At 40.9% G+C, this 13,596-nt stretch carries 10 protein-coding genes; 4 read left to right on the forward strand and 6 right to left on the reverse strand.

From position 1 onward, the window contains the following. Positions 1 to 32: 32 nt before the first annotated feature. The 5 genes from HJG39_RS12950 to typA all read right to left on the reverse strand — a co-directional run bounded on the left by HJG39_RS12950 (position 33) and on the right by typA (position 7,326). Positions 33 to 1,298 carry an ammonium transporter gene (locus HJG39_RS12950; RefSeq protein WP_268409659.1) on the reverse strand — a complete coding sequence of 422 codons (1,266 nt, stop codon included), beginning with the start codon at positions 1,296 to 1,298 and terminating at the stop codon, positions 33 to 35. A gap of 18 nt (positions 1,299 to 1,316) precedes the next feature. Further along, positions 1,317 to 1,655, reverse strand: a complete 339-nt coding sequence (gene glnK, locus HJG39_RS12955) for a P-II family nitrogen regulator (RefSeq protein WP_268409660.1) — start codon at positions 1,653 to 1,655, stop codon at positions 1,317 to 1,319. A 300-nt stretch (positions 1,656 to 1,955) separates the two neighbouring features. Continuing rightward, on the reverse strand, positions 1,956 to 3,119 hold the full coding sequence (locus tag HJG39_RS12960) for a tetratricopeptide repeat protein (protein WP_268409662.1): 1,164 nt from the start codon (positions 3,117 to 3,119) through the stop codon (positions 1,956 to 1,958). A 181-nt stretch (positions 3,120 to 3,300) separates the two neighbouring features. Next, entirely contained in the window at positions 3,301 to 4,962 is a 1,662-nt protein-coding gene (locus tag HJG39_RS12965; RefSeq protein ID WP_268409665.1) for an endonuclease, read from the reverse strand. Positions 4,963 to 5,493: 531 nt separating this feature from the next. After that, on the reverse strand, positions 5,494 to 7,326 hold the full coding sequence (typA, locus tag HJG39_RS12970) for a translational GTPase TypA (RefSeq protein ID WP_268409667.1): 1,833 nt from the start codon (positions 7,324 to 7,326) through the stop codon (positions 5,494 to 5,496). 798 nt (positions 7,327 to 8,124) lie between these two features. On the opposite strand from typA, the gene glnA reads away from it, so the two are divergent. The 4 genes from glnA to glnG all read left to right on the forward strand — a co-directional run bounded on the left by glnA (position 8,125) and on the right by glnG (position 12,720). Further along, a complete protein-coding gene (glnA, locus tag HJG39_RS12975) occupies positions 8,125 to 9,534 on the forward strand; it encodes a glutamate--ammonia ligase (RefSeq protein ID WP_268409669.1) in 1,410 nt (469 codons plus the stop codon). Positions 9,535 to 9,634: 100 nt separating this feature from the next. Beyond that, positions 9,635 to 10,156, forward strand: a complete 522-nt coding sequence (locus HJG39_RS12980) for a DUF4124 domain-containing protein (protein ID WP_268409671.1) — start codon at positions 9,635 to 9,637, stop codon at positions 10,154 to 10,156. A gap of 84 nt (positions 10,157 to 10,240) precedes the next feature. Continuing rightward, positions 10,241 to 11,314, forward strand: a complete 1,074-nt coding sequence (gene glnL, locus HJG39_RS12985; RefSeq protein ID WP_268409681.1) for a nitrogen regulation protein NR(II) — start codon at positions 10,241 to 10,243, stop codon at positions 11,312 to 11,314. Next, positions 11,311 to 12,720 (forward strand): nitrogen regulation protein NR(I), encoded by a 1,410-nt coding sequence (gene glnG / locus HJG39_RS12990; RefSeq protein ID WP_268409673.1) that lies wholly within the window; start codon positions 11,311 to 11,313, stop codon positions 12,718 to 12,720. Before glnL ends, glnG begins: the two co-directional genes overlap by 4 nt. A 110-nt stretch (positions 12,721 to 12,830) precedes the next feature. Here the strand turns inward: glnG and HJG39_RS12995 are convergent, their stop codons facing one another. Beyond that, complete coding sequence (locus tag HJG39_RS12995) at positions 12,831 to 13,388, reverse strand: DUF1415 domain-containing protein (protein WP_268409674.1); 558 nt, start codon at positions 13,386 to 13,388, stop codon at positions 12,831 to 12,833. Positions 13,389 to 13,596 lie beyond the last annotated feature (208 nt).

The raw sequence follows: 13,596 nt of genomic DNA on the forward strand, positions 1-13,596 counted from the left end.
CAACAAAACCCTGACCGGAACCATTTTTATTATTATTTTCTTACCGAGAAGTCTGGGTACGCTTCAAGACCACAGTCAACAATATCTAAGCCACTGTATTCTTCGTCTTCACTTACACGTAATCCCATAACAACTTTTAGAATCAACCAAGTCACAAAACTGGCTGCAAATACCCATACGAAGATAGTTAGTGCACCAATGATTTGACCAGAGAATGTAGACCCGCTGTTGGTAACAGGTACAACTAGCAATCCAAATAGTCCAACAACGCCGTGTACCGAAATGGCGCCCACTGGATCATCAATCTTTAATTTATCCAACGTAATGATTGAGAACACGACAATTAAGCCACCTACAGCGCCAATGATAGTCGCCGCTAACGCACTTGGCGTAGAAGGCTCAGCCGTTATCGCAACTAGGCCAGCTAGTGCACCATTTAATGCCATCGTTAAGTCGGCTTTCTTAAATAGGATTTTTGCCAAAACCAGTGCTGCAATTGCACCACCTGCTGCGGCTGCGTTGGTATTTAAGAACACCATTGCAACTGAGTTTGCATTAGCAATATCACCTAACTTCAATACAGAACCACCATTAAAACCAAACCAACCCATCCATAAAATGAATGTTCCTAATGTGGCTAGTGGTAAGTTTGCACCGGGAATGGCGTTTACTTTTCCATCTTTAGTATATTTGCCCTTACGTGGGCCGAGTAAGATTACGCCAGCTAATGCTGCCGCTGCGCCAGCCATGTGAACAATACCGGAACCGGCAAAGTCGGAGAAACCTAGGTCGCCTAATGTATACATGCCAAATACCGATTGACCACCCCAAGTCCAGCTACCTTCTAATGGATAGATTAAACCTGTCATGACCACGGCAAAAACAAGGAAGGTCCACAGCTTCATACGCTCAGCAACTGCACCAGATACGATGGACATCGCCGTTGCCACGAAAACAACTTGGAAGAAAAAGTCCGAAGCAGAAGAATAAATTGCACCACCTTCAAAGCCGTCTTCTCTCGACGAGAAATCACCTAGTGTCGAAGCAACATCCACAGTTTCTATGCCTGTTAGGAATAAGCTGCCGTCGTACATGATCATATAACCGCAGATCAGGTACATGGTGCATGAAATCGCAAAAAGCGCGACGTTTTTGGTCAGAATTTCAGTTGTATTTTTGGCTCTTACTAATCCAGCTTCAAGCATGGCAAAGCCTGCTGCCATCCACATAACCAACGCGCCGCACACTAAGAAATAAAATGTGTCTATGGCATATTGTAAATGAAATGTTTGTTCCACTTTTCTCTCCCCTTACTGCTAAATAGCTTCGCCGTCGGTTTCGCCTGTGCGGATCCGAACTGCGTGCTCTAGGTCATAGACAAAGACTTTTCCATCGCCAATTTTCCCCGTTTTAGCGGCATCACAAATAGATTCAACCAAACGGTCAACGTGATCATCCTGAATGGCTATTTCCAACTTAATCTTGGGAAGGAAATCAACTTGATATTCTGCACCACGATAAAGTTCTGTATGACCTTTTTGACGACCGAATCCTTTAACTTCTGTTACGGTCAAACCGTCTATACCTATGTCTGAGATGGCTTCACGCACATCATCAAGCTTGAATGGCTTAATAATGGCAGTAACTAATTTCATAGTGACGCTCCCAAAAGTGAGTTGTGTAATTTGTTGTATGCCAAAATCAATATCAAGTCTTGTGCCACTTAATATTTATTAATAATTACAACAAGTTAAATTAATGTCGGGGGAAAGTGACGCTCTCCAAAGCACCAAAATAGTGCAATAAAGAACATTTTTGTTGGTTGCTGGTGCATGACTCGCTTACGCAATACAGAGCCTAGGAAAAAGCCAACTCTGTTGATGAATAGTAAGCAAGTCAGCGGATCAGGGGATAATCCTATTACTGTGGGAAGTTAGCACTTAGATTGTTTAATTCTACAAAGAAGCCAGTAAGTCCAGCTTGGATTGGTAGCGTTGTTTCTCGTCTTGATAATCAGCAAAACGTCGCGCTTTTCGTAGGTAATAACGGCTGTTAGTGTAATCACCGAGTCCCGCATAGCTTTTCGCTAATCCGAAATAGAACTGGTGTTTTTTATCATTTATTCGAATGGCCTTTCTGAAATACACCAATGCTTGCTCGAAATCTTCAGCATCTAACGCTTCTTCACCTCTAATAAATTGATAGTAAGGGTTGTTATTGCGCTTTGTTTCTACCTTCTCACGAATGGCTTCTGCTTTTTCTTGTTCGCCCGTCGATTGGTATAAGATTGCCAAATTCTCCCACGCAGTGAGATTGTCATCATTCAGGGAAAAAACTTTGTTGTATGCTAACTCCGCCCAATCAGTATGACCCGACATTCGATACAGCAAACCAAGGTTAACCCACGCCGACTCAAATTCTGGATCATGATTGATAGCACTGCGCAGGTAACGATAGGCTTTATCAAAATCTTGAGAGATAAGCGCGTCCGCACCTTTATTATTGTAAAACATTGAAATAACGCGCTGCTTACCTACTTCATGTTGCGGAAAACGTTTTTTGGCAACAAATGGGTAAAAATCAACCACCATTCCTTTTGGTTTAATATAGAACCGTCTGCCAGTATCCTCTTCTGGGCTCATTAACAAGTTGATATGACCATTTAATAAACTGAAACCCTCTCTGCGAGTCCAGTATTCAGGCACATCCACTTCCTGAAATGCCACTTCGACTCCTGCATGTTTTGCTAAGGAATAAGTCATTATTGACATGGAGAGACAATTAGCGGCACGTTTATTAAAAGTTTCTGCCGCTACGGTATTAGCTTGATTATCGTAGAGTAAATTAAAATCAGAACGGTCGAAAATACTGACCATCAAGGTTTTCATTCTATCGATTGGATCCTCAATATGCATCAGCTTCTTAGCAACAAAGGTTTTAGCTTCGCTGTTCAAAGCAAATATCTCATGGGGCGATTCAATCGCATATTCATTAGCACTGGGGAAGGCACTATCATGAAACAGGGATTGCTCTTTAATACTGGAGACTTGGGTTGACTGACATCCAGAAATAGCAAATATAGAAAGAAGAAAAAAGACCGTTGTATACCGATGAAACATCACTAAATACCCCGCTTAGAAGTATTAACGTTAACCAAAAATTAACATTTAAACAAGACGACAATACTATTAGTAATCAATAACAGTATTAGACCTTCATCTACACCAAAGGTTTTCCATAAAAAAGGCGCCGAAGCGCCTTTAAATTTAAACCATATAATAACTGTTATTCAGTCAAGAATTAATTGCCCCAAATGAGAGAAACAAATTCTGGATGATCGACAAACGGATTACGGTTGCCCTGATAGGTTTGTGCCGCATTGTTACGATCGATTTCCAGCTGACTGACAGGATCTTGCGCATGCCATTGCTTAAGCATGTTTAATTGCCATGTTTCAAATACTTGTGTACTTGTACCATTCAATACAGCGTCAGAAGAGCTTGAGTTACCTTGCCAACCTGAAATCACATCTTGGTAACGAGTTGCCATGTAGAAATAGGCTCGAGCAATATCACCTTTGAACTCATCAATAGGCTCAAATACGGTGCCGCTGTATCCTAAACCAGAGGCGGCAGAACCTTTTTTAGAGCCATTGTTTGACGTAAACGATGCCGCGCCAACTTCACCATATGGGAAACTACTACGTTGACCATTTACATAGCCATCGGAAGCAAAAATATGGTGAATATCTGAATTCATTGGTTCTCTAGAACCACCAAACCAGCTTCTTGGGAATGAGTGTTCACGGTTGTAACAACCGCCTTCACCACTATAAGTACCACACTGATCTGATACCTTGATAAAGGTGTAAGGGTCGCCACCATTCGGATTTTCGGAATAAATGTCTAAAATTGAGCCGTCGTTCTCATAGTAACGATCAATGGCATTATCAGAATAGAATCCCCAAATAGCGCCGTATCCACGGCTGGTGTGACCTTTGATAATATTATGCAGTTCCGTTTTCAACGTGTAACCAGACAAGCCTTCAGCACTACTGTAATACTGACCTAAGTCGCCGGTACCACCGCCAGTGCCGCCACCAGAACCTCCACCGCTAGAACCAATAACAAACGTTTTGGTTTCTGATGAGGTGAATGACGCGCCAGAAATTAGCGTTAAACCACCGCTAGCAATGCTATACGAACCGTTACCGAAGCTGCAGCAGATACCATCACCAAAACTATCGTAGATAGTAAAAGAGTAAGTGCCATCATCTAAACAGAAATCTTCTGAATAAGCTGTGTTGCCACCATAACCACTGCCTGTAGCAATCGTTGAGTTTGAACTGTTTTTCAGTTCCCAACTGGTTTCACTGCCGTATTGGTCCGTTGTTAGGCTTAGGCTTGCTGCTGTTGCAGCACAACTTCCTGTACCGCCACCAGTGTCACCGCCGCCTGAGCCACCACCTGAAGAAGTTGTTGGACCAAAATTGTCGATATAAACAATTTCTGAGCCATCAAAACCGGATTGATCATAGAAGCGCAAGCCAACTTCAATGCTTGTTGTTGAACTTGCCGTGTAAGAATAGCTTAATTCTTGCCATTGGTTGGTAAGGCCATTGCTTGAGTAGTTATGATAACCATCAACATACATACGTGCTCGAACACTGCCTTCGGTGTGGTAAACACGCACACTGAAGTTGTAAGTTTGACCAGAGACAACATCAACGGTTTGTCTGAAGTCGGTTGAGCTTTGTGAACCGGTGGTTACACGAACTGAAGCAGCTGAGCTGCCCTCGTAAGTAATGCTTGTGCTTTGGCTGACATCTATTCCTGAGTCAATTGTTGTCCAAGCTGCTGGGTTGCCGCCTGACCAAGTTTCGAAAGTTCCATTTTCCACTTGTGCCATTACAGAAGCGCTGAAGCATGCTGTTATTAGCAGTGCACTTAGCGATTTTTTCATTGGATTCTCCACAAGTTGTTTCATATTTATTTTTCTAAATTCTTAAGCTCTTCTTATAAAAAGAAATAGAAAGGTTATATTATTATTCACTCTTATCAATTATGAGAAACTTAAGATATTAGATTCTCTAACAATTTTTTGAATAAATAAAATACAAAAAGGCGAATTTTTGCGTAAAGTAAAATTAAAAACTCTATATGAGCAATAAAAAGCCTATTAAAATGAAGTACCTAACCAAATATTGAAAAATGTGAGCGTTTTCACGTAAAAAGTCTGATCTTAACTACATTTTCGATACAAGAAGATTAAAGCGAAGACACTCTAGGATGAAATCGTGAAACATTTATGAAGAAAAACTCAATATTAGGTAAGATTTTTGATTAAGAAAGGTTATTTATATTTTGTATAAACGTAGAGGAAGAGTCGGACGGTAATAATAAATATTGTAGTGCATATTTGAAAAATATTAAAAGACCGCTAAATAAGCGGCCTTAAAATAAAGAGCATAATAATCTAAAAAATCATTATTGCTTAGTCTTTCTGACGTGAAGCACGTTTACGATCGCTTTCAGTTAAAAGCTTCTTACGCATACGGATGCTTTCTGGCGTGACTTCAACCAATTCGTCGTTATCGATAAATTCCATTGCTTGTTCTAGCGTCATGGTAATTGGCGGTACTAAGCTTTGCGCTTCGTCTGTACCCGATGCACGAACGTTAGTTAACTGCTTACCTTTAAGCGCATTCACCGTTAAGTCGTTGTCACGGCTATGAATACCAATAATCATACCTTCGTAAACTTCTACACCATGCCCAATAAACAAGCGACCACGCTCTTGTAAGTTAAACAAGGCATTAGTTAGAGCTTTACCGTTTGCGTTAGCAATTAATACACCGTTCTTACGTTGACCAATATCACCGCCTTTGAAACTACCATAATGGTCAAACGTGTGGTAAAGCAAGCCCGAACCAGAAGTTAAGGTCATGAATTCTGTTTGGAAACCAATCAAACCACGACTAGGAATAACAAAGTCCATACGTACACGACCTTTGCCATCTGGGGACATATCGGTTAACTCACCTTTACGTAAGCCGATTTGCTCCATAATAGAACCTTGGTGCACTTCTTCACAGTCGATAGTTAACGTTTCGAACGGTTCTTGCATTACACCATCAACTTCTTTGATGATAACTTCTGGACGTGATACCGCTAGCTCATAGCCTTCACGACGCATGTTTTCAATCAAGATACCAAGGTGTAATTCACCACGACCAGAAACACGGAATTTATCTGGGTCATCGGTTTCTTCAACACGTAACGCAACATTGTGCACTAACTCTTTTTCCAAACGCTCTAAGATATTACGTGATGTAACGTATTTACCTTCACGGCCAGCAAATGGAGAAGTGTTTACTTGGAATGTCATGGTTACAGTTGGCTCATCAACAGACAATGCTGGCAACGCTTCCACTGTGTTTTGATCACAAATAGTATCGGAAATTTTCAGCTCACCTAAGCCTGATACAGCGATAATATCGCCAGCTTGAGCTGTGGTTACTTCGTGGCGGTCTAAGCCAAGATAACCGAAAATTTGACCTACTTTGCCGTTACGCTTTTCACCCTTTGCATTAACAATGGTGACTTGCTGGTTAAGTTTCGCAGAACCTCTCGCGATACGACCAACACCAATAACACCTAAGTATGAATTGTAATCTAACTGGGAAATTTGCATTTGGAACGGACCGTTAACATCCGTTTTAGGTGGTTCAACTTGGTCCACGATGGTTTGGAATAATGCATTCATATCTGGCGCTTCTACACCATCTAAAGATGCCCAACCATTAATTGCTGAAGCATAAACCACTTGGAAATCTAGCTGTTCATCGGTTGCACCAAGGTTGTCGAATAAATCAAACACTTGGTCCATTACCCAATCAGGGCGAGCGCCCGGCTTGTCGATTTTATTAATTACGACGATTGGTTTCAAACCTTGGGCGAACGCTTTTTGTGTTACGAAACGCGTTTGAGGCATTGGGCCTTCTTGTGCGTCAACTAACAAAAGAACTGAATCCACCATCGACATAATACGCTCAACTTCACCACCGAAGTCGGCGTGTCCCGGAGTATCCACGATGTTAATTCGGTAATCGTTCCAGCGAATAGCGGTATTTTTAGCAAGGATGGTAATTCCACGCTCTTTTTCAATGGCGTTAGAATCCATTACTCGCTCTTCGGCTTCGCCGCGGCTCTCTAATGTGCCGGACTGTTGCAATAATTTGTCAACCAAGGTTGTTTTCCCATGGTCAACGTGGGCAATGATCGCCACATTGCGTAATTTATCTATAGTATCGTTGGTAGCGCTCATTCGCGTCATCTCTCAATTTGCTGGAACATCCAGACGTCAATGATTTTGCAGGCCGCGGATTTTACAGTTTTCGGGGCGATTTGGCGATGAAGATTTGAGCTTTTTTTAACTTCTTCATATTACTGACATATAAAAAATAGGAGCACTCTCCTTTTAAGCCCTTTATTCCTAAGGAAAATAACCTCTTAATTTAGCATTTGGCAGAATATATTTGTTTTGCTTAAAAAGTCGTTTTATCGCAATGTAAGATGACAAGACCCCAAAAACAAAGGTTTTCAAGCATTCATAATGCGGCGTGAGGGCTAACAAGATTAAATAAGGTAACACCCAAACACTCTTCTACATCACTTGCCTGTAGCTACTCGTTGTAGCGACATAGCCTTTCAATACCGGCAACACTAATTTGATAGCTTCTTTATACAACGATTGCATTAATCATTATATACGGGACTTCCATCATGAGTCACAACGTCGATCTTAATCCGCATACCCAAAATCAGATCGGGCTTTTCATCTAGGTTAATTTTTAAACCTTATGTACAATTAACATTATTGAAACTGGCGGGTTGAATTGTTCACAAAAGAGACATTGCACCATATTAATGCATTGATGCACCGCAATAACACAAAATGAAAGTGAGCAGTTTATATTAGTTACTCTATCACATTGTTTTTATTAGTTTTTTATAGGGTATCTTGTTGGCACAAAAATCGCTATGAAAGTGCCATCACAGGATACTATACTGATTCTCTACTACGCATCATGCGTTTAGCACCCAAATCCGACTGGAGGAAGATATGTCTATTGAAAAGGCTCTAGAATTTATTAAAGAGAGCGAAGCTAAGTTTGTCGATCTACGTTTTACAGATACAAAAGGTAAGGAGCAACACGTTTCTATTCCTGCAAACTTAGTTGATGAAGACTTCTTTGAAGAAGGCAAAATGTTTGACGGTTCTTCAATTTCAGGTTGGAAAGGCATTAATGAATCCGACATGGTTCTCATGCCAGACCCAACATCAGTTGTACTAGACCCATTCGCAGAAGAAACACAAATCAACATCCGCTGCGATATTCTTGAACCAACGACAATGCAAGGCTACAACCGTGACCCTCGTTCTGTTGCACGTCGAGCAGAAGAATACCTTAAATCTACAGGTGTTGGTGACACGGTGTTCTTTGGTCCAGAACCTGAATTCTTTTTATTCGATGATGTTCGTTTCCACACTGATATGGGCGGTTCTTTCTATAAACTAGATTCTGAAGAAGCAAAGTGGAATTCAGGTTCAGAGTTAGAAGGCGGGAACTTAGGCCACCGTCCGGGTGTTAAGGGCGGTTACTTCCCAGTACCTCCGGTTGATTCATTCCACGACATTCGTGCAGCCATGTGTACGGTCATGGAAGAAATGGGTCTTCGCATCGAAGCGCATCACCATGAAGTAGCAACTGCTGGGCAAAATGAAATTGCATGTGAGTTTAACTCTCTTGTTGCAAAAGCTGATGAAATTCAAATCTATAAGTATGTTGTTCATAACGTCGCTGATGCATACGGAAAAACAGCAACCTTTATGCCTAAGCCAGTTGTTGGCGACAATGGCTCAGGTATGCATTGTCACCAATCGATTAGTAAAGATGGTACTAACATCTTCACTGGTGATAAATATGCGGGCTTATCAGAAGAAGCGCTTTACTACATTGGCGGTATTATTAAACATGCTCGTGCAATCAATGCTTTTGCAAATGCATCAACCAACTCGTACAAGCGTTTAGTCCCCGGGTTCGAAGCTCCTGTTATGCTTGCGTATTCTGCTCGTAACCGTTCTGCTTCAATTCGAATTCCGTATGTAAACAATCCAAAAGCAGCTCGTATTGAAGTGCGTTTCCCTGACCCAACAGGCAACCCTTATCTTGCCTTCACAGCAATGCTAATGGCTGGCCTAGACGGCATTAAGAATAAGATTCACCCTGGTGATTCTATGGACAAAGATTTGTACGATCTTCCTCCTGAAGAGGCAGCAGAAATTCCAACAGTCGCAAGCTCATTAGAGATGGCTTTAGATGCGCTAGATACTGACCGTGAATTCTTAAAAGCGGGTGGCGTAATGGACGACGACATGATTGATGCATACATCGACCTTAAGCGCGGTGAAGTTGAGTTATTGAATCAAACGACTCACCCTGTAGAATTTGATATGTACTACAGCATCTAACACCTATTGTGTTTAAATACTTATGAAGCCCGCTAACTTGCGGGCTTTTTTATACCTAAATCCCTTTTACTTATTTTGGCTATCAAGCTAACCTCATATTATGAGAGCGTATATATTACTTTTTTGTTTATTTACTGGTGCAGCACAAGCTGGTGTTTACAAGAAAGTGCTGCCTAATGGTCAAATTGTTTTTACCGACAAACCCGGTGAAAACACTACGGAATTAGTGCTTTCTCCATTGTCAGCAACAATAGAGTCTTCAACGCAGAAATCTGCGTTCCAAAGCAGTGCAAAAGGCCCAGCATCTACACCGCCTCCCCCCTCTAAAGTGTATCGTTTAAGCATTAACTCCCCAGAAAATAATGCGACGATTAGAAATAATTCAGGAGAATTAAAAGTTAGCGGTTACTTACAAGGAAATAAAAGTGGTAAATATGAATTAATACTTGATGGCGAGGTTATTCAAGTCAGTAATACTCCCCACTTTAAAGTAAAAGATATTTCCAGGGGCAGCCATAAAATACAAATCTTATTAAAAGACAATACAGGCAAGCTAATTGCATCAAGTCATACCAAAACCATACATATGCATAGAGCCTCAGCGTTATTGCCCAGTAACTAGGTGCTAAGGGGCTTTATTTAGTTCAAAGTTCATAGGTTAAACAGCGCAATGCACTTTAATGGTGCAATGCGCTACAATTCCATCATGAAAAAAAGTGTATTTAATTCAGATAGTAGTTTGCTCGATTCTCTAGCGACATCGGTTCTGGTAATCAATGAAGCTTTAGAAATCTGTTACGTCAATAATGCAGCTGAAGCCGTCTTTGAGCTAAGTCGGAATCAACTTGTGGGGCATACGCTTAAGCACTTTATTGCTAATGATGCTTTGAATTCCGAAAGAATGCTGCACGCATTAAAGCATAGAGAAAGCTACACCGAGGGTGAAGTGACTTTATCTTTCACCTATGGCAAACATTGTTTAGTTGATGTCATGGTGAGTGTTGTTGATCAAAACCAATTCAGCTTTTTATTGCTAGAAATTATCGTAATTGATCAACAAAGAAAGTTATCGCAAGACACCCAAAACTCAGCGCACCAACAAGCAGCAAGAGAATTAGTGCGAGGTCTTGCCCATGAAATTAAAAACCCTCTTGGGGGAATTCGTGGTGCAGCACAACTTTTAGATCGCGAGTTAAATAATGAGGAACAGCGAGAGTTTACTTCGTTAATTATTGAACAGTCGGATCGATTACGAAACATGGTGGATAAACTTTTAGGACCCAATGCTGTTCCCAATTTCAAACTACAAAACATACACCGAGCCATCGAACAAATTCGTTCGCTAATTGGGTTTGAAGCCGATTCAAACGTGAAAGTCGAAAGAGATTATGACCCAAGTATTCCAGAAATCTATATTGATAGTGACATGATACAACAGGCGATTCTCAATATTGCCCGTAACGCTTTGCAGGCGATTAAAGAGGATGGTCAGATTACGTTTATTACTCGTATTCAAAGACAACAAATGATTAAGGGAGTACGCCATCCTTTGTGTATCGAAATTAAGATTATTGATAATGGACCCGGTATTCCAAAGGAAGTTAAGGACACGCTTTTTTATCCGATGGTTTCGACAAAAACCGATGGCACAGGGTTGGGGTTATCGATAGCCCAATCTTTAGTTGAACACCATAAAGGTAAGGTTGAAGTCGAAAGCTGGCCCGGACATACCGAATTCAGCATATTACTGCCAATTAACAATCAGGAATCTAACAAATGAATGTTGCCCCAGTTTGGATAGTCGATGATGACAGCTCAATAAGATGGGTTTTACAAAAGGCATTGAAATCTGCTTCATTGGAGTGCTTTTGTTTTGAAAGCCCTGAAGACGTATTGCGCCAGCTAGATGCCGGAGAATACCCCGAAATCATTGTTTCAGATGTTAGAATGAAGCATATGGACGGAATCCAATTAATTAGTGAAGTCCATAAATATCAACCCGATATTCCAGTCATTATCATGACGGCACACTCGGACTTAGACAGTACAGTTAATGCTTATCAAAGTGGAGCCTTTGAGTATTTGCCAAAGCCTTTTGATATGGATGAAGCTATCGCGCTGGTTCAAAAAGCACTGGCGCATGTTCGAAGCCAAAAGACTCGTAATACTCATTCAGAAGAATCTTTCAAAACTGAAATTATTGGTGAAGCTCCTGCCATGCAGGATGTGTTTAAGGCAATCGGACGATTATCATCTTCTAGTATCAGTGTATTAATTAACGGTGAATCAGGAACAGGCAAGGAACTCGTAGCCCAAGCGTTGCACAGGCATAGCCCACGTTCACAAAATGCATTTATTCCTCTTAACATGGCAGCGATTCCTGCTGAACTAATTGAATCAGAGCTTTTCGGCCACGAAAAAGGCTCATTTACCGGTGCGCAAGGCATTAGAAAAGGCAGATTCGAGCAAGCCAATGGTGGAACATTATTTTTAGACGAAATTGGTGATATGCCTCTCAATGTACAAACTCGGTTACTTAGAGTGTTGGCAGATGGACAATTCTATCGTGTCGGTGGGCATGACCTTATCTCTGTGGATGTAAGAATAATAGCTGCTACACACCAAAATTTAGAAAAGCTGGTTGCTGAGGGAAACTTTCGTGAGGATTTATTTCATCGTCTTAATGTCATTCGAATTCAAATACCTTCCCTGAATGAGCGACGTGAAGATATTGTGGCATTAGCCAATCACTTTTTAAATGCCGCTGCAACCGAGATGAAAATAGAAAGTAAAACATTATCAAAGGCAGCGGAAAAAGTAATGACACAACTAGCGTGGCCTGGAAACGTGCGTCAATTGCAGAACGTATGTCGCTGGCTAACGGTGATGGCCAGTGGAAAAGAGATAACGCCTGACGATCTTCCTCCAGAAATACAGAATCAGCCTTCAAGCCTTGCTTTAGAAAATAGCCATGAAACATGGCAGGAGCGATTAACTGAGTGGGTTAAAACTCAATTGGCATCAGATAAAAATAATATATTGCATGAAGCCCAAATTGAATTTGAAAGAATTTTGCTCGAACAGGCTCTGGAATATACTCATGGACATAAGCAAGATGCCGCCAAGCGATTAGGCTGGGGGCGAAATACAATAACTAGGAAATTGAAAGAGTTAGGACTAAATTAAACGGTTTTAAAATCTAAACGAATAGAAAATGGCTGCTTGAAGTAGGTTATCAAAAAACCGAGAATACTCCCTTTTTAACAGCCATCTTTTTAACTTTTGAAAATTGATATTTATTTAGATAAGCAGCTAGCCAGTAGAGCTTTCATATGGTCATTACCTAGTTCTCTAGCTAATTCCATGTTTCTATTAGGGATTGCTTCTACATTAGGGAACCTTTCCACCGCTTCTTCCAATGAAGACTCTCGAATAATGTGCAACATTGGATAAGGGGAACGATTAGTATAATTTGATGGGTCGGAAGGTAACTCACCTTCAAAGCAGTATTCTGGGTGGAATGTAGCCAATTGATACACCCCTTCGTAATTTTGTTTACTTAGTAGTGAATTAGCTAGCTCGACGAAATCTAAATATTGCTCAAAGTCATCTAAAGTTGGATATAAGATTAACGTTGTTTCTACTTCGTCATGTAACTCAAGATACCCACATTCCAGAATCAGATGTTCGAGCCACTCACCTAGATCAGGTTTATCATTTACAACGTACCGAATTGCGTTTCTATCGACTTCATATTTTGCAAATGGGCAAAAGTTAAGTTCTATTACTACTCGCTTTAGCCAAGCTTGTGTACGAGCTATAAGCTCCCGTTCTAAAATTAATTTAGCTGACATGATTCAAATTCCCTTTGGATTAAAAGGCTATTATTTCATTTTAATGAAGGTAAAATCCAGAAATTTAAGAAAATAAGACTCAAATATTAAACAAATATCAAATTTAGCAAACAAAAAAGCCCTGCTCATACGAACAGGGCTTCTTAGGAATGGGAGCCTGGCAGTGTGCTACTCTCACATGGGGAAACCCCACACTACCATCGCCGCT

The organism is Alteromonas sp. a30 (genome assembly GCF_026788005.1).
Classification (GTDB): Bacteria; Pseudomonadota; Gammaproteobacteria; order Enterobacterales; family Alteromonadaceae; genus Paraneptunicella.